Source organism: Streptomyces sp. NPDC102490, assembly GCF_044765285.1.
GTDB lineage: Bacteria > Actinomycetota > Actinomycetes > Streptomycetales > Streptomycetaceae > Streptomyces.
Window position 1 is genome coordinate 225,410 of record NZ_JBIWJU010000013.1, and the last position, 23,427, is coordinate 248,836.

The 23,427-nt window shown below is 72.2% G+C and carries 18 protein-coding genes; 4 read left to right on the plus strand and 14 right to left on the minus strand.

What is annotated here, in order from left to right:
• Positions 1–34 precede the first annotated feature (34 nt).
• Complete coding sequence (locus tag ACIRGB_RS28940) at positions 35–1,588, minus strand: DUF4192 domain-containing protein (RefSeq protein WP_403871198.1); 1,554 nt, start codon at positions 1,586–1,588, stop codon at positions 35–37.
• Between the two features lie 107 nt (positions 1,589–1,695).
• Entirely contained in the window at positions 1,696–3,855 is a 2,160-nt protein-coding gene (locus ACIRGB_RS28945; protein WP_403871200.1) for a DEAD/DEAH box helicase, read from the minus strand.
• A 290-nt stretch (positions 3,856–4,145) separates the two neighbouring features.
• Here ACIRGB_RS28945 and ACIRGB_RS28950 point away from each other — a divergent pair, with 290 nt between their 5' ends.
• Positions 4,146–4,760 carry a hypothetical protein gene (locus ACIRGB_RS28950; RefSeq protein WP_403871203.1) on the plus strand — a complete coding sequence of 205 codons (615 nt, stop codon included), beginning with the start codon at positions 4,146–4,148 and terminating at the stop codon, positions 4,758–4,760.
• Positions 4,761–5,094: 334 nt separating this feature from the next.
• On the opposite strand, the gene ACIRGB_RS28955 is transcribed toward ACIRGB_RS28950, so the two are convergent.
• The 3 genes from ACIRGB_RS28955 to ACIRGB_RS28965 all read right to left on the minus strand — a co-directional run bounded on the left by ACIRGB_RS28955 (position 5,095) and on the right by ACIRGB_RS28965 (position 7,199).
• On the minus strand, positions 5,095–5,727 hold the full coding sequence (locus ACIRGB_RS28955; protein WP_403871205.1) for a hypothetical protein: 633 nt from the start codon (positions 5,725–5,727) through the stop codon (positions 5,095–5,097).
• 68 nt (positions 5,728–5,795) lie between these two features.
• Positions 5,796–6,497: a ribonuclease HII gene (locus tag ACIRGB_RS28960; RefSeq protein WP_403871208.1), complete on the minus strand. Its 702-nt coding sequence runs from the start codon at positions 6,495–6,497 to the stop codon at positions 5,796–5,798.
• An 81-nt stretch (positions 6,498–6,578) separates the two neighbouring features.
• Positions 6,579–7,199 (minus strand): TetR/AcrR family transcriptional regulator, encoded by a 621-nt coding sequence (locus ACIRGB_RS28965; protein WP_403871211.1) that lies wholly within the window; start codon positions 7,197–7,199, stop codon positions 6,579–6,581.
• Between the two features lie 187 nt (positions 7,200–7,386).
• Between ACIRGB_RS28965 and ACIRGB_RS28970 the strand changes: the two genes are divergently transcribed.
• Positions 7,387–8,934: an MFS transporter gene (locus tag ACIRGB_RS28970; protein ID WP_403871214.1), complete on the plus strand. Its 1,548-nt coding sequence runs from the start codon at positions 7,387–7,389 to the stop codon at positions 8,932–8,934.
• Positions 8,935–9,236: 302 nt separating this feature from the next.
• On the opposite strand, the gene ACIRGB_RS28975 is transcribed toward ACIRGB_RS28970, so the two are convergent.
• The 3 genes from ACIRGB_RS28975 to ACIRGB_RS28985 all read right to left on the minus strand — a co-directional run bounded on the left by ACIRGB_RS28975 (position 9,237) and on the right by ACIRGB_RS28985 (position 11,535).
• Positions 9,237–10,142 (minus strand): ADP-ribosylglycohydrolase family protein, encoded by a 906-nt coding sequence (locus ACIRGB_RS28975; RefSeq protein WP_403871217.1) that lies wholly within the window; start codon positions 10,140–10,142, stop codon positions 9,237–9,239.
• A 12-nt stretch (positions 10,143–10,154) separates the two neighbouring features.
• On the minus strand, positions 10,155–10,814 hold the full coding sequence (locus tag ACIRGB_RS28980) for a histidine phosphatase family protein (RefSeq protein ID WP_403871221.1): 660 nt from the start codon (positions 10,812–10,814) through the stop codon (positions 10,155–10,157).
• Positions 10,815–10,920: 106 nt separating this feature from the next.
• Positions 10,921–11,535, minus strand: a complete 615-nt coding sequence (locus ACIRGB_RS28985; protein ID WP_403871224.1) for a YdbC family protein — start codon at positions 11,533–11,535, stop codon at positions 10,921–10,923.
• 158 nt (positions 11,536–11,693) lie between these two features.
• On the opposite strand from ACIRGB_RS28985, the gene ACIRGB_RS28990 reads away from it, so the two are divergent.
• Positions 11,694–12,227 (plus strand): TerD family protein, encoded by a 534-nt coding sequence (locus tag ACIRGB_RS28990; RefSeq protein WP_403871227.1) that lies wholly within the window; start codon positions 11,694–11,696, stop codon positions 12,225–12,227.
• Here the strand turns inward: ACIRGB_RS28990 and ACIRGB_RS28995 are convergent.
• The 3 genes from ACIRGB_RS28995 to nrdR all read right to left on the minus strand — a co-directional run bounded on the left by ACIRGB_RS28995 (position 12,193) and on the right by nrdR (position 16,899).
• Complete coding sequence (locus tag ACIRGB_RS28995) at positions 12,193–13,074, minus strand: alpha/beta fold hydrolase (protein WP_403871230.1); 882 nt, start codon at positions 13,072–13,074, stop codon at positions 12,193–12,195. The two genes, ACIRGB_RS28990 and ACIRGB_RS28995, sit on opposite strands and share 35 nt — an antisense overlap.
• A gap of 204 nt (positions 13,075–13,278) precedes the next feature.
• Entirely contained in the window at positions 13,279–16,182 is a 2,904-nt protein-coding gene (locus ACIRGB_RS29000) for a vitamin B12-dependent ribonucleotide reductase (protein ID WP_403871232.1), read from the minus strand.
• 168 nt (positions 16,183–16,350) lie between these two features.
• Entirely contained in the window at positions 16,351–16,899 is a 549-nt protein-coding gene (gene nrdR / locus ACIRGB_RS29005) for a transcriptional regulator NrdR (protein ID WP_403871235.1), read from the minus strand.
• Between the two features lie 563 nt (positions 16,900–17,462).
• On the opposite strand from nrdR, the gene lexA reads away from it, so the two are divergent.
• Complete coding sequence (lexA, locus tag ACIRGB_RS29010; RefSeq protein ID WP_127895100.1) at positions 17,463–18,242, plus strand: transcriptional repressor LexA; 780 nt, start codon at positions 17,463–17,465, stop codon at positions 18,240–18,242.
• Between the two features lie 144 nt (positions 18,243–18,386).
• On the opposite strand, the gene ACIRGB_RS29015 is transcribed toward lexA, so the two are convergent.
• The 3 genes from ACIRGB_RS29015 to ACIRGB_RS29025 form a co-directional block, all read right to left on the minus strand.
• On the minus strand, positions 18,387–20,417 hold the full coding sequence (locus tag ACIRGB_RS29015) for an ATP-dependent DNA helicase (RefSeq protein WP_403871239.1): 2,031 nt from the start codon (positions 20,415–20,417) through the stop codon (positions 18,387–18,389).
• Between the two features lie 269 nt (positions 20,418–20,686).
• Entirely contained in the window at positions 20,687–21,394 is a 708-nt protein-coding gene (locus ACIRGB_RS29020; RefSeq protein WP_403871242.1) for a GNAT family N-acetyltransferase, read from the minus strand.
• Positions 21,391–23,421: an IucA/IucC family protein gene (locus ACIRGB_RS29025; protein ID WP_403871245.1), complete on the minus strand. Its 2,031-nt coding sequence runs from the start codon at positions 23,419–23,421 to the stop codon at positions 21,391–21,393. The genes ACIRGB_RS29020 and ACIRGB_RS29025 overlap by 4 nt, the downstream gene beginning before the upstream one ends.
• Positions 23,422–23,427 lie beyond the last annotated feature (6 nt).

The window sequence follows — 23,427 nt, forward strand, 5'->3', positions numbered from 1 at the left end:
CGGCGCACGTCCCCCGAGGCCGCGGCCACTCGTCTCAGGTGCACTCGCTGTCCCCTCGCCCCCCGCGTCCTGCCGTGCCCGCCCCGTCCGGACGGGCCGCCTTCCGGCCTGTGACCGGCGCCCCCGAGTCGTCGGGGCGGGTCCGGTCCGTCCGTGCGGTCCCGGGGCTCCCGGCCCCTGAGGCAGAACGGGGACGCGGGGTCGCGGTGCCGGGCTCGCGGCCCTGTGCCCTCGCGCGGCGGCGTACGGCATGAGGCGACGAGGAGAGGGAGCGGGTGCGACGCCGGGCCGCGGGCAGTGAGGCCGCCGAGGACCGGGCGGGCTGCCGCCCCGCGGACGGAGCGTCGTGAGTGTCGTCGTCCGCGGTGGCGTCTCCCGCGTCCTCGCCGCCGTCCCTGCCCTCGCGCAGGCAGCGGCGGATCGACTCGGGGTCGAGACCCTCGTTGCACGCCTGGTGCAGGAGCCGGGCGAAGAGGTAGTCGGGGTCCGCGCCGAGAGCCATGGCCAGTGCCTCCCGCGCCTCCAGTTCGTCACCGGTGGACCAGGCGACCCAGCCCGCGAGGGTGAGGGGCGCGGCCGCGTGTTCGCCGTACGGCCCGACGCAGCGCCGGGCCAGGGCCCGCCAGAGGCGCATCGCGGGGGCCGCCTCGTCGCCCTCCATCCAGGCGGCCGCGCGGTCGCGTGTCGTACGGTCCTGAAGGCCCAGGATCAACGCCGCCGCCTCGTCGTGCCCCAGCAGCTGGTCGTCACGCCGGTCCTCGGCCGGCCCGCCGGAGACGGGCGGGGCCTCGGCGAGCCGTCGCATGATCCGCTCCGCCGCCCCCAGCGTCTCTTCGGCCACCTCCGCACGGCCGTCGGCGTCGAGGATCCGGGAGACCAGCGTCGCGGCGGCCGCGTCCAGGGCGGCCACCTGCCCGGCCGCCACCGCGTCCTCCCTGGGCAGCAACCTGGCCCGCAGCTCGCTGAGCGAGCCGCGCACCTGGATACCGGCGTAGGTGGCCGCCGCGGCCAGCACCGACGTGCCGGGCGGTCCCATGGGGAGTCCTTCGGCCGGGCAGCAGGACTCTTCGTCGCAGCAGTACGACCAGAAGCGTCCGTCCGAGATGCACAGTGCTTCGACGACGGGAATGTCCAGGGCGCCGCACTCGACGCGCAGCTTCTGGGCCAGCGGTCGCAGGCGCTCCATCACGTCCCGGCCGGTCTCGCCCCGGGCCGGTTCCTGGCAGAGGTAGACGACCATCTGTTCGGGCCGCGCCCCGCGCCGCTCGCTTCCGGTCACCAGGCCGTGGACCAGTTGCCCGGCTGCGCCCGCCCAGTCGGCCGGGCTGGCCGGGATGCCGAGCCGCGCGCGGCCGCCGAACCGGCCCCTCCCTTCCCTGTCGCGCAGGGCGGCCAGGACGATGCTGTCCTCGGGGCGGTATCCGAGCAGGTACGGCAGGGCGTCGGCGAGTTCGGCGGGGGTGCGCAGGGTGACCTGGTGTTCGTCTCCGGGGCTCTCGTGCGGGTCGCGGTGGGGCCGATCCGGCTGTGCGGCCTGCGAGATGTCACCGTTCTCGGCGGGTCCAGTCGTTTCGCTGTGGTTCGTCATGGCTCGACGATCTCGCGGATCGGGAGGTTCCGCTTTGCCCTGTGGATAACTGTCCGCAGGAACACGTCACTTTGCGCGACCCGGCCCGGCTCCGGGAACCGGAACCCCTAACCGGCGAGGGCCAGGACGAGCGGGAGCACCTCGTCGGCGCCGGCCTGGCGCAGGAGGCGGGCGCCCACGGCCAGGGTCCAGCCGGTGTCGCTGTAGTCGTCGACGAGCAGGACCGGGCCGGTAGTACCGGCCAGGGCCGTGGCGAGTTCGCCGGGCACGGTGAACGACTCGGCGAGGGCGCGCAGCCGCTGGGCGGAGTTGCTGCGGTGGGCGGCGTACTCGTCGGCGTGCGGGGTGTGGGCGAGGCTGCCCAGCAGCGGGAGCCTGCCGACCCGTGCCACTCCCTCGGCCAGCGAGGCGACCAGCTGGGGGCGGGTGCGGGAGGGCATGGCGACGACGCCCACGGGCCGTGCCACCGCGTCGGGAGAGCCGGTGGCCCAGCCACCCGGTGAGCGGGCCCAGTCGGCCAGCACCGTCACGACGGCGCGGAGCACGTCGTCCGGGACCGGCGCGTCCGCCGCCTGCGCCGACAGGAGCGGCCGCAGACGGTTGCCCCAGCCGATGTCCGACAGTCTCCCCAGCGCCCGGCCGGCGAGGGCCTGCTGGCCCGCGGGAATGCGGCCCTTGAGGTCCATCCCCACCGCGGCGAGGCCGGTCGGCCACATCTTGCGCGGCTCGACCTCCACGCCCGGCCGGTCCAGCTCGCCCGTCGCCGCCGCGAGCGCCGCGGAGGACACGGCCGGGTCGAGCCAGGGTCCGGCGCAGGTGTCGCAACGACCGCAGGGCGCCGCCTTCTCGTCGTCGAGCTGCCGCTGCAGGAACTCCATCCGGCACCCCGTGGTCGCCACGTAGTCCCGCATGGCCTGCTGCTCCGCCTGCCGCTGCCGGGCCACCCACGCGTACCGCTCCGCGTCGTAGGTCCACGCCTGTCCCGTGGCCGTCCAGCCGCCCTTGACCCGCTTGACCGCGCCGTCCACGTCCAGGACCTTGAGCATCGTCTCCAGCCGCGAACGGCGGAGGTCCACCAGCGGCTCGAGCGCCGGGAGCGACATCGGCCGCCCGGCCTCCTCCAGCACCGCCAGCGTGCGCCGGACCTGCTCCTCCGGCGGGAAGCCCACCGAGGCGAAGTACGCCCAGATCGCCTCGTCCTCCCGCCCCGGCAGCAACAGGACGTCCGCGTGGTCCACCCCGCGCCCCGCACGCCCCACCTGCTGGTAGTACGCGATGGGGGACGAGGGCGACCCCAGGTGCACGACGAAGCCCAGGTCGGGCTTGTCGAAGCCCATGCCCAGCGCCGAGGTCGCCACGAGTGCCTTCACCCGGTTCGCCAGCAGGTCCTCCTCGGCCTGCAACCGGTCGGCGTTCTCCGTCTTGCCCGTGTAGGAGGCCACCGGGTATCCGCGCTGGCGCAGGAACGCCGCGACCTCCTCGGCCGCCGCCACCGTCAGCGTGTAGATGATCCCGGAACCGGGCAGGTCGCCCAGCCGCTCCCCCAGCCACGCCAGCCGGTGCGGCGCGTCCGGCAGCTCGAGCACGCCCAACCGGAGGCTCTCCCGGTCGAGCGGCCCCCGCAGCACCAGGGCGTCCCCGCCCCCCGTGCCCAACTGCTCCGCCACGTCGGCCGTGACCCGCGCGTTGGCGGTCGCGGTGGTGGCCAGCACGGGCACCCCGGCGGGCAGCTCGGCGAGCATCGTGCGCAGTCGGCGGTAGTCGGGGCGGAAGTCGTGGCCCCAGTCGGAGATGCAGTGCGCCTCGTCCACCACGAGCAGACCGGTGGTGGAGGCGAGCTTCGGCAGCACCTGGTCACGGAAGTCCACGGAATTCAGGCGCTCCGGGCTCACCAGGAGGACGTCGGTCTCACCCCGCTCGACCTCCGCGTAGATCGTCTCCCAGTCCTCCGGGTTCGCCGAGTTGATCGTGCGCGCCCGGATCCCCGCCCGCTCGGCCGCCTCGACCTGGTTGCGCATCAGCGCCAGCAAGGGAGAGATGATCACCGTGGGCCCCGCGCCACGCCGGCGCAGCAGGGCGGTGGCGACGAAGTACACGGCCGACTTGCCCCAGCCGGTGCGCTGCACCACCAGAGCACGCCGGTGCTCCTCCACCAGGGCCGCCACCGCCTGCCACTGATCCTCCCGCAGCCGTGCCGAGCCCGCACGATCGCCGACGAGCTCGGCGAGGACGGTGTCGGCTTCGGTACGGAGTTCCACGTGGTCCATGACCCCATGCAACCCGATGGCACCGACAATCGGCGAATCCGGGACGGACCGCGGCGCGTACCGTGCCCCATGCGTCGTCCGGTGACACTCCGGGTAGGGATATAGGACGCACATCAGCCGATATGGGTCCTCGGGCTCAATTGCTCGTTGCCGCATCCCAGTTCGGCAGGAAGAATTGAAGTCCGCTCCCCGCACGGCCCCTCCGTCACCCGGCAGGGCTTCGCTGCGGTGCGCGCTCCCCCCGCATCCGACCCTGCCCGCAGTGTGGGCGCGTAGCCGAAGGGAGGAACGTGACCTTCGGATTCGCTCCGTCCTCGGCGGCCTCGCTTTCGTCGTCCGCCGTTTCCGCCACTCGCATGCTCGAACCGGCGGAGTGGGCCGCCGCCGGGATCCCGCTGCTGCGCAATCCTCGCGAGGTCGTCACCGGGCTGCACTCGCGGCACCGCCCCGAACCGGCGACGGCGGTCGTGGCCGTACTCGATCCGGACGAACGACTGCGCGCCAGCGCCTCGTTCACCAGCCGCCGCTCCCCCGCCGACGGCTGGATGTTCCGCAACGCGCTGCTCTCCCAGCTGCGCCGGGTCATCCCGCACGACCTGCGGCGCCGCACTCCCGTGCGCACCGCCGTGCTGCTCTACTGCCGTGAGGGCGACGCGCGTTGGACGCCGGAGGACGGCGCGTGGATGTGGGGGCTGCGGGACGCCTGCACCCTGCACGGGCTGCGCTGCGGCGCGTACATCACGCTCACCCGGGACGGCTGGCAGGTCCTCGGCGAGGGCCGCGGCGGCCGTCGGCCCAGCGCGGCGTCGACGCCGGAGCCGTTCGCCACGGCGGAGGCACCGCCCCCGCCGCCACGCACCGGCGGGGTCGCCTCGGACGTGCTGCGCCGCGCCGCCGCCCGCTGAGCACCGCGGACGGCAGGGCCTCGGGGGCCACGGCGTACCTGCCCGAGGGGTGACACGGCTCGCCCTCGACCCGTGCGGTGGCCCGGCTCACCCGTGACCCGACCGGCGTACGCCCCCTTCGGCCCCGCCTGCCGGGCCCGGCAGCGCCCGTACCGCCACACCTCGTCCGGGTCCTCACGGCCGGCACGTCCACCGTTTCCCCGGTGGACCCGATCCGCTGCGGCGCCGGATGTCTTCGGCGTACCCGGGCACGCCGCAACGGCCTCCGTGCGGGGGCGCCAAACATGCGCCCCCGGGGGTCACCCCGGCGTCCTCCGCACTCGGCGGAACGGACTCAGACGCCCGCGCCCAGCACCGAGTTGATCCGCTGCGGGTCGCCGCAGACGATCAGCAGGGCGCCGGCCCGCGAGTGGGCCACGGTCAGGGCGGTGACAGCGGCGGCCTCGGGGCCGCCGTTGAGCGCGACCACGACCACGGCCCGCGACGCGGCACGGTCCGCGACGGCGGCGTCGGCGTAGAAGACGTCGTCGCCCGCGTCGTGCTGCGCCCAGTAGGCGGCATCGCCGAAGGAGAGTTCGTGGGCCGCCCACGGATGGGCTTCGCCGGTGGTGATCACCAGCACGTCACCGGGGGTACGACCCGAGTCCAGCAGCAGGTCCACGGCCTCTTCGGCGGCGTCGAGCGCACCGTCCGGCGTGGCCGGGATCAACTGGATCTGCGGGGCGGCCGGGGTGGCTGCCGGCGTGACCGGACCCGAGGGTCCGGGTGGGGCCGCGGCCGTGTCGCGCGAGGCGCGTTGCGCCGGTGGTGCCGGCCGCGCCGGGCCGGGACGGCCGGGGCGGGGCGGAGCCGCGGGACGGGGGCCGGGTACGGGGCGGGGGGTCGGCGCGGTGCGGCCACTGGCCGGAGTGGCGCGGAGACCCTGGGCCTTCTCGTGAATCTGAGGCTCCTCGGGAATGAGAGGCATGAGCTGATATTTATCAAACGTTGGTGCGGCTCGCGTCGGCGGGTGGCACATGCCTGCGAGCGGAACCGTCAGAAATCGAATCCGAGCTGGCCCTCGATTTCCGGAACGCTTCCGTCCACCCAACTGCGGACCTTCTTGAGGTGCCGCCACTGGGGCAGCGCATCAAGATACGCCCACGACAACCGGTGGTGCGGGGTGGGGCCCCGCTCCGCCAGTGCGGCCTTGTGCACGGGCGACGGATACCCGGCGTTGTCCGCGAAACCGAAGTCTGCATGGTCGGCACCCAGTTCGGCCATCATTTTGTCGCGCTGGACCTTGGCGAGCACCGAGGCCGCCGCGACGGCGACGCAGGACTGATCGCCCTTGATCACCGTACGCACCCGCCACGGGGCGCCGAGGTAGTCGTGCTTGCCGTCGAGGATGACGGCGTCGGGGCGGACCGGCAGGGTCTCCAGGGCACGCACCGCCGCCAGGCGCAGCGCGGCGGTCATGCCCAGCGCGTCGATCTCCTCCGGAGAGGCGTGACCCAGGGCGTAGGACGTGACCCAGGTCCGCAACTCCACGGCGAGTTCGGTGCGTCGCTTGATGGTGAGCAGCTTGGAGTCCGTCAGGCCGACCGGGGGCCGGCGCAGTCCGGTGATCGCCGCGCAGACGGTGACCGGGCCGGCCCACGCGCCGCGCCCCACCTCGTCGACACCGGCAATGATCTTCGCTCCGGTCGTGGCGCGAAGAGAGCGCTCGACGGTGTGAGTAGGTGGTTCGTACGGCATGGCGCACCCAGCCTACGCCGCCGCGATCCCCGGACGACACCCCGGTTGCCCAAAGGGGACCGGTCGCCGCGTCGGCCGGGATCAGGGGGCGTCGGGCCGCAGCAGCGGGACTATCAACTGGTCGATCATTTCCTCGAGCTCGCGGTCCGTCCATTCACTTGCACAAATCTTCGAGCGATACATCATCATCGCCGGGATGGTGTCGAAGACATATCCGTTGGCCGCGTCGTGCCGGACTTCTCCCCGCTCCATTCCGCGGTGGATGACCTCACGCAGCACCTTGAGGGTCGGCTCGACCACCCCCTTGATGATCACGGCATGGAAGCGCTCGGCCTGCGTGGCGTCGCATTCGTGAATCACGGACCGCACAGCGAATCCGGGGCGGCTGTACATGGCGTCGCGCACCTCGCGACAGAGCTCCAGCAGATCCTCGCGCACGCTTCCGAGGTCGGGGACCGTGTCGAAGTCCGGCAGTGCGGACCGCAGCGCGTCCGCGACGAGGTCTTCCTTGGACGGCCAGCGCCGGTAGACGGCCGCCTTGCCGGTCTGAGCGCCCGCGGCCACTCCCTCCATCGTCAGGCCGTTCCAGCCGACGGTGCCGAGTTGATCCAGTGCGGCCTCGAGGATCGCGCGTTCCAGGACCGCGCCACGCCGGCGGGAGGGCGTCTGGGCGGAGGCGGCCGCCCAGTGCGAAGGAACCATGTCGAAGGTCTCCAGAAAGCGGTGAAAACGGGTATTCGGGGATGAAGAACACATCGCGCGGCCACGACGGGGGACCGGACGCGCGACGACGCGACAAGTGAACGGTTGCGTTCACTGTCTCCGGGTCACTAACGTTGAAGCAACAGTGAACGCGAGCGTTCACTAAGTCGTTCGTGGGGGACACATAGTGACAACCTCTTCTCTGATCAAAGACCAGAAGCCGGGAGCGGCCCGCCGGGAGGGGCATCCCGGCATCGCACTCGCCGTCATCGCGGCCTGCCAACTCATGGTCGTACTCGACGCGACGATTGTGAACATCGCGCTCCCGCACATCCAGAACGCGCTCGACTTCAGCACCACCGACCTCACCTGGGTCGTCAGCGCCTACACGCTCACCTTCGGCGGTCTGCTCCTGCTCGGCGGCCGAGCCGGTGACATCCTCGGCAGGCGCCGGGTCTTCATGACCGGCATCCTGCTCTTCACCTTCGCCTCGCTGCTCGGCGGCTTCGCCCAGGAACCCTGGCAGCTTCTCGCGGCGCGCGTTCTGCAGGGCGTGGGCGGCGCGATAGCGTCGCCCACATCGCTGGCCCTCATCACCACCACGTTCCCGGAGGGGCCGGAACGCAACCGGGCCTTCGGCGTCTTCGCCGCCGTCTCCGCAGGTGGCGGCGCCATCGGCCTGCTGGCGGGCGGCATGCTCACCGAGTGGCTCGACTGGCGCTGGGTGCTCTTCGTCAACGTGCCGATCGGTGTGCTGATCGCGGTGCTGACGCCGCTCTACATCAGCGAGTCCGAACGGCACTCCGGCCGCTTCGACATCGCCGGGGCGGTGACCTCGACGGCGGGCATGGCGTCTCTCGTCTACGGCTTCATCCGGGCCGCCGACGAGGGTTGGCGGGACAACCTGACCATTGGCTCCTTCGCGGCCGCCGCGGTCCTGCTGCTGGCCTTCGTCCTCATCGAGCAGCGAGCCAAGGAGCCGATCACGCCGCTGCGGATGTTCGCCGACCGCAACCGCTCCGGCACGTACCTGATCATGCTGAGCCTGGCCGCGGCGATGTTCGGCATGTTCTTCTACATCGTGCTGTTCGTGCAGAACGTGCTCGGCTACACCCCCATCGAGGCCGGTCTGGCCTTCCTGCCGGTCACCGTCGTGATCGCGCTCGGCGCGGGTCTGTCGCAGCGCTTCCTGCCCGTCTTCGGCCCCAAGCCGTTCATGATCGCGGGCTCGGCACTCGCCGCGTTCGGGCTCGGCTGGCAGGCCCTCATCAGCTCCGACAGCTCGTATGCCGGCGGAATCCTGGGACCGATGCTGATCTTCGGGTTCGGCATGGGACTGAACTTCGTGACGCTGACGCTGACCGCGGTCTCCGGGGTCGCCCAGCACGAGGCGGGTGCGGCGTCGGGACTGCTCAATGCGATGCAGCAGGTCGGCGGATCGATCGGTCTCGCCATCCTGACCACGGTCTTCGGCACGGCCAGCAGGGACGAGGCGGAGAAGCAGGTGCCGGACTTCCTCACCAATGGCTCGCCGGAGCAGAAGGCGGAGTTCGCCCAGACCCACCAGCTGCCCGCGCCCTGGTCGCACGACGTGCTGGCCCAGGGCATCTCGGCCGCCTTCATCCCGGCCGCCGCCATGGCCGTACTCGCCCTGGCCACGGCCTGGCTGGTGATCCGGGTACGCAAGAGCGACCTGGAGGCCCTGTCCGGCACGGCCGGCCCGGGTATGGGCTGACCCTGCGGGGCTCGGGGCCGGGCGCGGTCCACCGGCGGGCGTCCCGCACGCCCGCCGGGGCCCACCCCGCCGGCTCACGGTCGCCCGAGCGCATCTCACCGGGGCGGCGGACAGCGCAAAGGACAGCACGACGAACAGCGCGACCAACAGCGCGGCGCATGCCGACAGTGCCTCCACGACCCACACCCCCATGACCTTCCGGACCTGCCCGGGGACGCACCCCGGGCAGCGGTTGTCATGACAACGCGTCGGCGGTTACACAGAGTTCCCGTCACGCACGGAGAGTTTCCGCGGGGAGCCGGTCAGGCCGTGGCCGACATCCAGGCGGGCAACGCCTCGACCCGCTCCACCCACTCGGCCGGTGGCGCCCCCGCCTTCCCGGCCGCGATCACTCCGCCCACGATGGCGCAGGTCGTGTCCACGTCCCCACCGGCCTGCGCGGTCGTCCAGAACCCGGTCTCGTACTCGCCGAGGGCACGGGCCGCGGACCAGAGGGCGAAGGGGACCGTGTCATGCGCGGTCGTACGCCGGCCACAGCCCAGGACCGCCGCCACGGTGGTCGCGTCGCCGTAGTCGAGCATGTCCCGGGCGCGTCGCAGTCCGGCGCCCACCGCGCTCTTCGGCACCAGCGCGATCACACCGTCGAGGAGCGCGTGCGCGGAGGGCGGCCCGGCCGGATCGGCGGCCAGTGCCGCGGCCGCCGCGACGGCCATGGCGCCGACCACCGCCTCACGGTGCTGGTGCGTCGGGTAGGCCGAGATCTCCGCCTGGTGGGTCGCCTGTTCCGGGTCGTCGGCGTACCAGGCACCGAGCGGCGCGATGCGCATCGCGGCGCCGTTGCCCCAGGAGCCCTGCCCGTTGAACAGCGCCGCGGCGAGTTCGCGCCAGTCGCCGCCTTCCCGGACCAGCCGCAGCAGCCGGTTGACCGCGGGACCGTACCCGCGGTCGAAGTCGTGGTGCCGGGCGAAGGAGAGGGCCAGCGCGTCCTGGTCGATGCGGTGGTGGGCGGCCAGCACGGAGACCACGGAGCACGCCATCTCCGTGTCGTCCGTCCACTGCCAGGTGCCGGGCGGCAGCTCGCGGCGCCCCAGCAGCGGATAGTTCGCGGGGACGAAGAACTGTGAGCCCAGCGCGTCCCCCACCGACAGTCCGCGCAGGCTGGACAGGGCCCGGTCCAGGCGCCCGTCGGGAGAAGAATGAGCGGTCATCGCCCTGCCACTCTATCCGGTGATCCCGTACGGTTCCGGATCTCGCCAGCGTTCGAAGGGCCGGTCAAGGGTGTACTTGCCGTCCTCACCGAGAACGAGCATCCGCATCTCGGCGTTCCCGGGGTTGGACAGCGACTCGAACTCCGCGACCGTCCAGTGGAACCACCTCATGCAGAACAGCCGCATGGCGAGCCCGTGCGTCACCAGCAGCACGTTCGGCGGGTGGTCGGGGTCCTCGAAGCTGCGGAACAGGCTCTCCAGGAACCCGCCGACCCGGTCGTACACGTCGGCACCGGACTCGCCCTGGGCGAAGCGGTAGAAGAAGTGCCCGTAGGCGTCGCGGTAGGCCTTCTGCAGGCGCACGTCGTCGCGGTCCTGCCAGTTGCCCCAGTCCTGCTCGCGCAGCCGGGGCTCCTCACGTATCCGTATGAGCTCCGGGTCGAGGTGGAAGGCGCGGAGGGTCTCGTGGGTGCGGCGGTACGGGGAGACGTACACGCTGATCCGCTCCCGGCCGAACACCTCGCGCAGCCCCTTGCCGGTCTCCTCGGCCTGCGCCCGGCCGCGGTCGGTGAGGGCGAGCGCGTGGTCGGGTTCGCGCTCGTACACGGTGTCATCGACGTTGCCGATCGACTCGCCGTGCCGGACAAGGACGATGCGCCGTGGTCGTGCCATGCCAGAACCCTAGATCGAGACGGACGGAACCAAGCACTCGTACGGGCCCCGTACGGCGTACGTCACACGGTTCCCACACCTGGGCGAGTCGGAGCGGGTCCGGATCTCAAACGGTCCAGGAGGGTTCCAGTTGCACGATGTCGCCCGTCAGCGCCGCGATGTCGGCCTCCGTCTGGGCACGCAGGGCCAGCCGCTCCACCCGCTCGGTGCGGTACTTTCCGTGTTCGGCGGCCGACAGCCACATGGACAGCACGAGGTACTCGTTGTACCCGTCCCCCGGAGCCTCGCCGAACAGGCCGCGGATCATGCCGGGCGAGCCGGCCATGGCCGGGTTCCAGACCTTCTCCTGCATGAGGACGTAGTGCTCGGCCCGTTCCTCGTGGACCCGGCACAGCGCCACCCGCAGCAGGTCGGCGTCGGTGAAGCGCGGCTCGAACCCGGTCTTCACGTCGAACCGGTAGTCGAAGAGCCTGACCTGGGCGTCCTTGAAGGTGCCCAGCTGCGCGGAGGCCAGCCTGTCGTGGGAGCGGGCCATGAAGGAGTCGTAGAAGGCACGGCTCTCCCAGAAGGCGAAGACGTGCGCCACGTCCGGCCGCCCCCGGCTCCAGCCACCCCCCTGCCCCCGAAAACCCGGCTCCCCCGGAAGCCCCGCCCACTTCCGCTGCCCCCGCTCGAAACCGCGGCGGTCCACCACGGTGCAGCGAATCCACTTGACCAGCACCGCGCCATGGTAAGGCCAGGGAAGGTGGCACCGGTCGCTCTCCGGAGGACCGCTTGCCCGCGCGCTCGTCCCGGTGCGTGGCAGGATGGGCAACCGGCCGTCATCGTCCGGCAGTTCAGGGGGCCGGGCAGGGCGGGGGACCTGGGAAGGGGAAGTCTGTGAACGGCCTCAGCAAGGGTTTGGGCAAGGTCGAGGTCGCGCTGCGGTGGGACCCGAGTCCGGCGGGACAGCCGGCCACCGACCTGGATCTCGTCGCCGGGACCTATCCGGTGGACGATCCGTACGGCGCCCCGGCCTACGTGGTGCACTTCGACAGTCGCTCACCGGACGGCACCATCTATCTCAACCGGGACAGCAAGGACGGCAAGGGCTTCGGTTTCGACGAGGTCATGACGCTGGAGCTGGAGCGGCTGGACGCCCGGTACGCGCGCGTGGTGGTGGGCGTCGCCATACAGCAGCACACCGAGGAGCGGACCTTCAGCCACGTGACCAACCCCGGCCTGCGCATCCGTGAGGGCTACACGGACCTGGCCGCGGAGGACTTCGCCGCCGTCCCGGGCGCCACGGCGGCGACGGTCGCCGAGTTCGTCCGGGACGAGACGGGGGCGTGGGAGTTCCGGGCCGGCGTGCACGGCTTCGAGGGGGACCCCGCGACGTTCACCCGGGTGATGGGCGCGCCTCGTCGGCCTTGACGGCGGCTGGGAGCGAGAGCATCGCCTCGGCGACCTCGCCGACCGCCGCGTCGGGGATCGCGGTGGCCGCGTCCTCGAGGACTTGCAGCCGCGCCCGGGGGATCTCGCGCGCGATCGCCTCGCCGTTGCCGACGGGGAAGAACGGGTCGTGGCGACCGTGGACGACGAGCGTGGGGATCTCGATCTCCGGCAGGCGCTCCCGCCAGCGGGGTGCGCAGTCGAGCCTGGAGAACACGATGCCCAGCTGGTTGGCCAGCTGGAGCGGGGCGGCGGTGCCGGGCGTGCGGTCCCAGATGCGCGCGGCGGTCGCGCGCGCGGCGACGGGGTCGTCGCCGAGGAGTTCCGCGCCGGTGGCGGCGAACTCGGCCACCGCCTCGCGGTGGGTCCAGTCGGGCATCGGCGTCGCGAACAGCCGGCTCATCGTCGCCTGGTCGTGGTCGGGCAGGTCGTCGTCGGGCGGGCCGGGCGCGACCGCGCGGGTACCGACCAGGGTGAGCGCCGAGAACGCGTCCGGGTGGTCGAGCGCGGCCACCTGGGCGACCATCCCTCCGACGCCGATCCCGGCGAGGTGCGCGGGCCCGGCGCCGAGCGCGTCGGCCAGCGCGGCCGCGTCGGCGGCGAGGTCGCGCAGGGTGTAGGCGGGCGCCTCCGGGTCCGCCGTGGTCGACTCTCCGCTGTCGCGCAGGTCGTAGCGCACGACCCGGCGCCCGCCGGCGGCGAGGCGCTCGCAGAGCGCGTCCGGCCACGAGAGCATCGTCGTCCCTCCGGCGAGCAGGACGAGTGGCGCGTCGTCGTCACCGAACGACTCGACGCCCAAGGCGATCTCATTGACACTGACGGTTGTCATCGCAGCCCCGGAAGGTCTCGTGGGTCGGGTGTGTCGCAGGGGCAGACCCGATCCGGCGCCCGAAGTCATCGCTCGCGCGCGAACCGTGCGCCGAGGTGAGCGCCGGCAGGTCGCAGGAAGATCGCAGGCACACGCCGAAGGGGACCGGCCGGTGGCCGGTCCCCTTCTGAACCCGCGGGTCACCCCCGCGGGTCACTCCTCGGATCAGCTGCAACCGCTGGTCGAGCCGCAGCCCTCGCAGATGTAGCAGGATCCGGCGCGCTGCATCTTGGTGCCGCAGGAGAAGCACAGCGGGGCGTCGGCCTGGATGCCCAGCTGCATCTCCACCAGCTCGGCGCTGGTGTGCGCCTGCTGCGGAGCGGGCTTGGCGGCCTCGACCTCGGCCTTCGGCGTGGCGACGGCCTTCAGCTCCTGGGCGCGCGGCGCCGACTGGGCCAGGCCCTCGACGTCGACCTCGTCGTCGGCCGGCTCGTACGACCCGGTCTCCAGGTGGCGCTGACGCTCCTCGGCGGAGTGGATGCCGAGCGCGGAGCGGGTCTCGAAGGGCAGGAAGTCCAGCGCCAGGCGGCGGAAGATGTAGTCGACGATCGACTGCGCCATCCGCACGTCCGGGTCGTCCGTCATGCCGGCCGGCTCGAAGCGCATGTTGGTGAACTTCGAGACGTACGTCTCCAGCGGCACGCCGTACTGGAGGCCGACGGAGACCGCGATGGAGAAGGCGTCCATCATGCCCGCGAGGGTCGAACCCTGCTTGGACATCTTGAGGAAGACCTCGCCGAGACCGTCGTCCGGGTAGGAGTTGGCGGTCATGTAGCCCTCGGCGCCGCCGACGGTGAAGGACGTGGTGATGCCGGGACGTCCCTTCGGGAGGCGCTTGCGGACCGGGCGGTACTCGACGACTTTCTCGACCGTCTCCCGGATCGCCGCCTCGGTCTTCTCGGTGATCTCCGCCTTCTCCGTGTCCTTGACCGTCTTGGTCTTGGCGGACAGGGGCTGGCCGACCTTGCAGTTGTCGCGGTAGATGGCGAGCGCCTTGACGCCCATCTTCCAGGCCTCGAAGTAGACCTCCTCGACGTCCTCGACGGTCGCCGTCTCCGGCAGGTTGACCGTCTTGGAGAGGGCGCCGGAGATCCAGGGCTGGATGGCGGCCATCATGCGGACGTGGCCCATCGCGGAGATGGAGCGCTCGCCCATCGCGCAGTCGAACACCTCGTAGTGCTCGTGGGCGAGACCGGGCGCGTCGATCACGTTGCCGTTCTCGGCGATGTGGGCGACGATCGCCTCGATCTGCTCCTCCTGGTAGCCCAGGCGGCGCAGGGCCTGCGGGACGGTGCCGTTGACGATCTGCATCGAGCCGCCGCCGACCAGCTTCTTGAACTTGACCAGCGCGAGGTCGGGCTCCAGGCCGGTGGTGTCGCAGGACATCGCGAGACCGATGGTGCCGGTCGGGGCGATGACGGAGGCCTGGGAGTTGCGGAAGCCGTTCTTCTCGCCGAGGCGCAGCACGTCCTGCCAGGCCTCGGTGGCGGCGGCCCAGATCGGCGTGTCGAGGTCGTCCATGCGGACGGCCTTGGCGTTCTCGTCGGAGTGCTGCTTCATGACCCGCAGGTGCGGCTTCGCGTTGCGGGCGTAGCCGTCGTACGGGCCGACGATCGCGGCCAGCTCGGCGGAGCGGCGGTACGACGTGCCGGTCATCAGGGAGGTGATGGCGCCGGCCAGGGCGCGGCCGCCGTCGGAGTCGTAGGCGTGGCCGGTCGCCATCAGCAGGGCGCCGAGGTTCGCGTAGCCGATGCCGAGCTGGCGGAAGGCGCGGGTGTTCTCACCGATCTTCTGGGTCGGGAAGTCCGCGAAGCAGATGGAGATGTCCATCGCCGTGATGACCAGCTCGACGACCTTGGAGAAGCGCTCGGCGTCGAAGGACTGGTTGCCCTTGCCGTCGTCCTTCAGGAACTTCATCAGGTTCAGCGAGGCGAGGTTGCAGGACGTGTTGTCCAGGTGCATGTACTCGCTGCACGGGTTCGAGCCGTTGATGCGGCCGGACTCCGGGCAGGTGTGCCAGGCGTTGATGGTGTCGTCGTACTGGATGCCGGGGTCGGCGCAGGCCCAGGCGGCCTCGGCCATCTTGCGGAAGAGCGCCTTGGCGTCGACCTCCTCGATGACCTCGCCGGTCATGCGGGACGTCAGGCCGAACTTGCCGCCGTCCTGCACGGCCTTCATGAACGTGTCGTTCACCCGGACCGAGTTGTTGGCGTTCTGGTACTGGACGGACGTGATGTCGTCGCCGCCCAGGTCCATGTCGAAGCCCGCGTCGCGCAGGGCGCGGATCTTCTCCTCTTCCTTCACCTTGGTCTGGATGAAGTCCTCGATGTCGGGGTGGTCGACGTCGAGGATGACCATCTTGGCCGCGCGGCGGGTGGCACCGCCGGACTTGATCGTGCCGGCGGAGGCGTCGGCACCGCGCATGAAGGAGACCGGTCCCGAGGCGTTGCCGCCGGAGGAGAGCAGTTCCTTGGAGGAGCGGATCCGGGAGAGGTTCAGGCCGGCGCCGGAGCCGCCCTTGAAGATCATGCCCTCTTCCTTGTACCAGTCGAGGATCGACTCCATGGAGTCGTCGACGGACAGGATGAAGCAGGCGGAGACCTGCTGCGGCTGGGGCGTGCCGACGTTGAACCACACCGGGCTGTTGAAGCTGAAGATCTGGTGCAGGAGGGCGTAGGCCAGCTCGTGCTCGAAGATCTCGGCGTCGGCGGGCGAGGCGAAGTACTTGTTGTCCTCACCGGCCTTCCGGTACGTCTTCACGATGCGGTCGATGAGCTGCTTCAGGCTCACCTCGCGCTGCGGGGTGCCCACGGCGCCCCGGAAGTACTTACTGGTGACGATGTTGACCGCGTTCACCGACCAGAACTCGGGGAACTCGACGCCCCGCTGCTCGAAGTTGACCGAGCCGTCGCGCCAGTTGGTCATGACGACGTCACGACGCTCCCACGCCACCTCGTCGTAGGGGTGGACGCCGGGAGTGGTGTGGACGCGCTCGACGCGGAGTCCCTTGCCCGCCTTGGTGGCCTTGGCGCGGGAACTCCGTGCCGGACCGCTCGCCGTCTCTGTCATGCCGCCTCCCTGTACGGGCGAAAACGCCCTGAAGTGCCCCGATTGTTCCCGTGGGCACGGTGTTCTGTCTGGTGTTGCGGGCATCGCTGGCTCCGCCCGCAACAGGTCTTGTTCACTCGCCGCCGTCCGGCCGGTCCCGGGCGCCGAAGTCCGGGTCCGGCCCGCCGATCAGTCGGCGGCGCCTGCGGGCTCGGGGACCTGTCCTGCCCCCGTGGGCCCGCGGTCGTTCTCCTGGCTCCCCGCGCCGGTGTCGTCGTCCTCGCCGGGGTGCCCCGTCGTCTCCCTCAGTTCCGTGATCGCGGCCTCGAAGTCCTCGAGCGAGTCGAACGCCCGATAGACGGAGGCGAATCGCAGATAGGCGACGAGGTCGAGCTCCTGCAACGGTCCGAGGATGGCCAGCCCCACGTCGTGGGTGGTCAGCTCGGCGCTTCCGGTGGCCCGCACCGCCTCCTCGACCCGCTGGCCGAGCTGGGCGAGCGCGTCCTCCGTGACGGGCCGGCCCTGACAGGCCTTGCGCACACCGTTGATCACCTTGGTGCGGCTGAACGGTTCGGTGACCCCGGACCGCTTCACCACCATGAGCGAGCACGTCTCCACGGTCGTGAACCGGCGGGAGCAGTCAGGGCACTGGCGGCGCCTGCGGATCGACGTGCCGTCGTCGGTCGTACGGCTGTCGACGACACGGCTGTCGGGGTGCCTGCAGAAGGGGCAGTGCATGGCCTCCGAACCCTCCTCACAGCAGACTCAACGGCCTCGAAAGGCCCTTCCGGCCCCTCGAAGCAGCCCCCAGCATAGGCGATCGCGGTGGGCTCGAAGACCCGGGGGACCACAACTTGTGGGCTGCTCTCGCTATCCAACCACTAGATGTGGGGATTGGCCCATACATACACGCCCCGCACGCGTGTCGCACCTGAGCGTGCGCGGCCGGCCGGGCGGCGCCGCGCGTCGCGGGGCCTTGTCGCGGCCGTATCGCCCGGAGGCATGCGGAGATACCGTGGGCACCGCGGGGAGGGGGCGTGGGACTACCGCAACGGATGGGAGACCCGCCCCGTCGAACGGAATGCCGGATGGCAGACTGGAGCGACATCCCGGAGGTTGTCACCACGGCGGTGAAGAGTACAGCAATAAGCCCTTTTGTCCGCCAGGCGCCACGGTAGCCATACACCCAGACATGCAAGACGGGCGAGTGATTCGCGTTTTTTCACTCGAACGTGTGTTTGGCGCAACCTTTCGAAAGCTACTACCGTTGTGCAGCAGGGAGACCATCGAGAGGGGCCGACGTGACCACCACCGCCGACAGTGCCACCATCACTGCCCAGGACCGCCCCCAGGGCCGACCTGAGCCGGTGCACGCGATGAGCGACGCCGCGAATCCCGAGGGGCACAAGCGCTCCCTGCCGGGACGACCTCCCGGCATCCGGGCGGACAGCTCGGGACTCACCGACCGCCAGCGCCGGGTGATCGAGGTCATCCGCGACTCCGTGCAGCGACGCGGGTACCCGCCGTCGATGCGGGAGATCGGGCAGGCCGTCGGTCTTTCCAGCACCTCGTCGGTGGCGCACCAGCTGATGGCACTGGAGCGCAAGGGCTTCCTGCGCCGGGACCCGCACCGCCCGCGCGCCTACGAGGTGCGCGGCTCCGACCAGGCCGCCTCGGTGCAGCCCACGGACACGGCCGGCAAGCCCGCCGCCTCGTACGTCCCGCTGGTGGGCCGTATCGCCGCCGGTGGTCCGATCCTGGCCGAGGAGTCCGTCGAGGACGTCTTCCCGCTCCCCCGGCAGCTGGTCGGCGACGGTGAGCTGTTCGTCCTGAAGGTCGTCGGCGACTCGATGATCGAGGCGGCGATCTGCGACGGCGACTGGGTCACGGTCCGCCGCCAGCCGGTCGCGGAGAACGGCGACATCGTGGCGGCCATGCTGGACGGCGAGGCCACCGTGAAGCGCTTCAAGCGCGAGGACGGCCACGTCTGGCTCCTCCCGCACAACTCGGCGTACGAGCCAATCCCCGGTGACGACGCGACCATCCTCGGCAAGGTGGTGGCCGTACTGCGTCGCGTCTGAGCGCCACGGCGGGCGGGTACGCGCGACAGCGCCCCGCCGACCCGACCGGGCCCCGGGACCTCTGCGCCGGTTCCGGGGCCCAGCGCTGTCCGGGGACGGATGGTGCCGGGGAGGCGGCGGCCCGGTGCACGGGCCGGGCCGCGGTCAGCCGCCCTCGACCTGCTCCGCGCCCTCCGTCTGCTCGGCGCTCCCGGCCTGCTCGGTGCCCTCGGTCTGCCTGGCCTTCGCGTCGATCGCGGCGAGCGACTTGCGGACCTGGTTGCGGTCCGTGGTGAACCAGAAGTCGGGCAGGGACGCCTTCAGATAGCTGCCGTACCGGGCCGTCGCCAGCCGCTGGTCCAGTACGGCGACCACCCCGCGGTCGCCCGACGCGCGGACCAGCCGGCCCGCGCCCTGGGCCATGAGCAGCGCGGCGTGGGTGGCGGCGACCGCCATGAAGCCGTTGCCCCCGGCCTCCTCCACCGCCTTCTGGCGGGCGCTCATCAGCGGGTCGTCCGGCCGCGGGAACGGAATCTTGTCCATGACGACCAGCTGGCAGCTGGGCCCGGGCACGTCGACGCCCTGCCACAGCGACAGCGTGCCGAAGAGGCAGGTCCGCGGGTCGGCGGCGAAGTTCTTGATCAGCTCACCGAGGGTCTCCTCGCCCTGGAGGAGGATCGGGTACTCGGGAATCCGCGAGCGCAGCTCCTCGGCGGCCAGCTGGGCCGCGCGCATCGAGGAGAACAGGCCCAGGGTGCGGCCGCCCGCCGCCTGGATCAGCTCGGTGAGCTCGTCGAGCATGTCGCCCCGGTCGCCGTCCCGGGCGGGGCGGGCCAGGTGCTTGGCGACGTAGAGGATGCCCTGCTTGCGGTAGTCGAAGGGCGAGCCCACGTCGACGCCCTTCCACTGGGGCACGTCGTCACCCTCGGTGCCCTCGGGGGCGAGGCCCAGGGACGCCCCGACGCCGTTGAAGTCGCCGCCCAGCTTCAGCGTCGCGGAGGTCAGGACGACCGAGCGGTCGGTGAAGAGCTTCTCCCGCAGCAGTCCGGACACGGACATCGGAGCGACCCGCAGCGAGGCACCGAACCGGTCGTGACGCTCGTACCAGACGACGTCCCACTCGGAACCGTTCGTGATCCGCTCCGCCACGTCGTGCACGGACTCCACGGAGGCCAGCGCCTGCTTGCGGACCGCGTCCTCGTCCTGCACGGACTTGTCGCGGGTGGTCCCGATGGCCGAGATGACCGTACGGCAGGCGTCCCGCAGCGCCATCAGGGCGTAACCGAGGTCCTCCGGGATCTCCTCGAGGCGGCCCGGCAGCGCCAGCTCCATCAGCCGCTCGAAGCCCTCGGCGGCGGTCTGGAGCTGGTCGGCCGCCTTCTCGTTGACCAGCTTCGCGGCGCGGCGCACCGCACGGTTGACCTGGCCGGGGGTCAGCTCGCCGGTGGCGACCCCGGTGACCCGGGAGACCAGCTCGTGCGCCTCGTCGACGATCAGCACCCCGTGCTGCGGCAGCACGGGCGCGCCCTCGATGGCGTCGATCGCGAGCAGCGCGTGGTTGGTGACGACGACGTCGGAGAGCTTGGCGCGCTCCCGGGCCGTCTCGGCGAAGCACTCGGCGCCGTAGGCGCACTTCGAGGCGCCCAGGCACTCCCGGGACGACACCGACACCTGCGCCCAGGCACGGTCGGAGACGCCGGGCGTCAGGTCGTCGCGGTCGCCGGTCTCGGTCTCGCCCGCCCAGTCGCGCATCCGCAGCAGGTCCTGGCCCAGCTTGCTGGTGGGAGCGGCGGCCTCGAACTGGTCGAAGAGGCCGTCCTCCTCGTCCTGCGGGACGCCCTCGTGCAGCCGGTGCAGGCACAGGTAGTTCGACCGGCCCTTGAGCATCGCGAACTCCGGGCGGCGGCGCAGCTGCGGGTGGAGCGCGTCGACCGTGCGGGGCAGGTCCCGCTCGACCAGCTGGCGCTGGAGGGCCAGGGTCGCCGTGGCCACGACCACCCTCTCCCCGTGCGCCAGGGCGGGCACCAGGTAGCCCAGCGACTTTCCGGTGCCGGTGCCGGCCTGGACCAGCAGATGGGAGCCGCCGTCGATGGCTTCCTCGACGGCTTCGGCCATGGCCACCTGGCCGGGACGCTCCGTGCCGCCGACGGCGGTGACGGCGGCGTGCAGGAGTTCGGGGAGTGAGGGCTTCGTCATAGCGCGACCACCCTACGGCCCGGGACTGACAAACGGGTCGGCAAGGCGGGTGCGAGGGGCGTGAGTGACCGCGAGGACAGGCGGGGCAAGGGTGGCTCCTGGGCGGCTGGCCGGTGAGACGTGACGGGAGGGGCGGCCGACGGGAACGGCGGAGGCGGCGGGACGACTAAGGCGGCGGAAGACGATGAGACGGCGGAGGCGGCGGAAGGCGGCGGGACGACGGACTCGGCGGAAAACGGTGAGACGGCGGAGGCGGCGGGCGCGGCGGGTCACCGGGCCTCCCGCGCCACCCGTTCGCGGATCATCAGGGCGGCCCGCTTGCCGGGCAGGTCCACCTCGGCCGCCCGCCGGAACCCGGCGCCGAGGAACGCCGCGACGGACGACCGGTTGCGGACGTCGGGTTCGGCGAGCACCCGCGTGCAGGCGGGGCGCGCCGCGAGGACGAGGTCGGCGACGGTGCCGATCAGCTCGGTCCCGAGGCCCCGCCCGCGGTCGGCGTCCTCGCCGATCAGCAGGTGGACGCCGGTGTCGTGCGGCCGGACCGGGCAGTACCGGGCCAGCGGGTCGAGGTCGGCCCGGTAGATCTCCCAGTAGCTCATCGGCACCCCGTCCAGCGTCCCGAGGCACGGGACGCTGCGTCCGTCCCCGGCCAGCTGGGCCCGGAGGTGGTCGGCGGTCACGCTCTGCGGGCCGCTCAGCTCCCAGTACGCGGCGACGGCGGGGTCGTTCATCCAGCGGGCGATGAGCGCGACGTCCCGTTCGACGTCGACGGGCACCAGGTGGAAGACGCCGGCGGAGGTCTCGCTCGGCCCCCAGTCGGCGAGACCGTCGAGGAGGTCCCCCCGCGCGCGTGCTGTCGCCGCCTCCGCGACCTCGTCCCCCGTCGCGTCGTCCCCCGCGGTCCGGAAGAGGGCGACGAACTCCTCGGGCAGGTGCAGGTCCAGGGTGTCGTCGGCGCTCGCGTCGGTGGGGTTCACAGGGTCGCTCCTTCGGGACGGCGGCTCGCCCCGGCGTGCAGGGGGTTGGCGATGGTGACGTAGACGGACTGGGTGTCCACCGGGCCGACGAGTTCGTCGAGGCCGTGCAGCCGGGTCAGCAGGTTCGCCTTGCAGCGCAGTACCGGCGAGTCCAGGAGGTGTGCGGGGAGCGAGCCGAGTGCGCGGGGGCCCGAGGCCAGCTCGCCGAGGAGGCGGCGGAAGGCGGCCAGCAGTGTTCCCTCCCCGGCGAGACGCTCGGAACCGAAGGCGCCGATGAGACCGAACACGTTGTTGACGGCGAGGTAGTAGGCGAAGCGCTCGTCGGTGACGGCGTCGGCCACGAACGTGTCGCTGTGTGCTCCGATCCCGGGCAGCCGGGCGTCCAGTTCCGCGCGCCGGGACTCGCGGAAGTAGTAGCCCTGGTTGTCGCGGTAGCGGCCGCCCGCAGGCCAGCCGTCGGCGTCCAGCAGGACGAGCGTGTTCTGCTGGTGGGCCTCCAGGGCGATGCCCGCGCGGGCGTCCAGCCACAGCACGGGACGGACGACGTGATGGAGGTAGCGCAGGAACCACTCGACGGCGACGGCCCCGCACGGACGGCCGGTCCGTCCGGCGAGCCGGGTGACGACCTCGGCCAGCCGGGTGCGCGCGGCGGTGCCGGACACGCCGTTCCCGGGCCCCCGGTGGCCCGGGGAATCGTCCTCCGCGCGGGTGTGCGGCCGCGGCGCGACGAGGGAGGCCACGCAGCAGACGTCGTCCGAGGGCCGGAAGGGGTTGTGCCGGACGACGACGTCGAGGCCCCGCACGGGTGTGCCGTCCGGTCCGTCGACGGCGAGCCAGGCCGGGTCGCGGACGATGTCGAAGTCCGGGTGGGCCGCCCGCCACTGGCGGGACAGGCCGCGGCGCAGCAGCCGGTGGACCTCGACGCCCCGGTGCAGCTCCTTGCGGAGGTTCTCCCGCCGGGAGTTGGTGATGTGCAGGGCCAGCGAGAGCTTGAGCATGGCGGGGGCACCGCTGCGGTGGACGGTGCGCACGGAGGACGTGGGGTGCCAGGCCGGGCCCCGGGCGCCGAGGTCCCTGACCAGTCCGGCGTCCATGAGTGCGGCGACGTCCGGCTGATGCAGCACCGCGCGGAACTGCCACGGGTGCAACGGCAGCAGGGCGAACCCGTCCGGCGGCACCGGACCCTCCGCCGGTGCCGGACCGTCCGCGGCGAGGCGTGCGGTGAGCGCGGGCGCGGTGACCAGGCGGCCGCGCTCGGTCCAGGCCGAGTCGGTGGCCAGCACGGAGGGGGCGACGGCCAGCCAGTGCAGGGGGAAGGACCCCCGCAGTTCCGGTGAGTACCGGCGGGCCTCGGCCTCGGTGAGGCCCTCACGGCTCTTCGGGGTGGGATGCAGCGGATGCCCGAGGAGGAGCGCCTGCTCGGCGGCGAGGAAGAGGTCGGGGTGACCACGGTCCGGGGATGCGTCGCCGCGGTCTCCCGGACCGTCGCGGCGGCCGTCGGGAGCGTCCACGGGCCGGTCCGCGCGGTGCCGGAGGAACACGGCGGTGCGGCGGACGGAGTCGGCCACGCGCGCGACGAGGTCGGGACCGTCGGGCCCCGGGGCACCGGCCGTCTCGCGCACAAGCAGCGCGGCGAGCGTGACCGCGTCCACGGGCGGCGCCGAGTCGGGGGCGCCGGTCAGCCGCGGCGGGCCGAAGCGGTGCCGGCCGGTCGGGGACCAGTAGCGCACGGGCACGACGAGGGCCGTACCGGAGGCCGGGAGCGGCACGCGGAGGACGCCGTCGCCGGGGGCGGGCACGTCGGCCTCGCGGGCCCAGCAGCGGATCAGGTTCTCCGTGCCCGCGGCCTGGGCGGCGGCGTAGGGATCGAGGGTGTCCAGGGGGTCGGCCGCGGGGTGCTGGGCGAGCGGCGCGGACCGCGGCCCGGGGAGGGCTCCAGGCCGGGGAGCGACCGGCCCCGGAGCGGTCGGGGCGCCGGGTGCGGAGGCGGCCGCGGGGGGCGGTTCGGGGGCGGAGTCGGGGTGCAACGCGGG

Excerpts from the sequence above, each read along its gene's own strand:
- ACIRGB_RS28940 (WP_403871198.1), bottom strand. The coding sequence starts at position 1,588 with ATGACGAACCACAGCGAAACGACTGGACCCGCCGAGAACGGTGACATC.
- ACIRGB_RS28945 (WP_403871200.1), bottom strand. The coding sequence starts at position 3,855 with ATGGACCACGTGGAACTCCGTACCGAAGCCGACACCGTCCTCGCCGAG.
- ACIRGB_RS28955 (WP_403871205.1), bottom strand. The coding sequence starts at position 5,727 with ATGCCTCTCATTCCCGAGGAGCCTCAGATTCACGAGAAGGCCCAGGGT.
- ACIRGB_RS28960 (WP_403871208.1), bottom strand. The coding sequence starts at position 6,497 with ATGCCGTACGAACCACCTACTCACACCGTCGAGCGCTCTCTTCGCGCC.
- ACIRGB_RS28965 (WP_403871211.1), bottom strand. The coding sequence starts at position 7,199 with ATGGTTCCTTCGCACTGGGCGGCCGCCTCCGCCCAGACGCCCTCCCGC.
- ACIRGB_RS28975 (WP_403871217.1), bottom strand. The coding sequence starts at position 10,142 with ATGACCGCTCATTCTTCTCCCGACGGGCGCCTGGACCGGGCCCTGTCC.
- ACIRGB_RS28980 (WP_403871221.1), bottom strand. The coding sequence starts at position 10,814 with ATGGCACGACCACGGCGCATCGTCCTTGTCCGGCACGGCGAGTCGATC.
- ACIRGB_RS28995 (WP_403871230.1), bottom strand. The coding sequence starts at position 13,074 with ATGACAACCGTCAGTGTCAATGAGATCGCCTTGGGCGTCGAGTCGTTC.
- ACIRGB_RS29000 (WP_403871232.1), bottom strand. The coding sequence starts at position 16,182 with ATGACAGAGACGGCGAGCGGTCCGGCACGGAGTTCCCGCGCCAAGGCC.
- nrdR (WP_403871235.1), bottom strand. The coding sequence starts at position 16,899 with ATGCACTGCCCCTTCTGCAGGCACCCCGACAGCCGTGTCGTCGACAGC.
- ACIRGB_RS29015 (WP_403871239.1), bottom strand. The coding sequence starts at position 20,417 with ATGACGAAGCCCTCACTCCCCGAACTCCTGCACGCCGCCGTCACCGCC.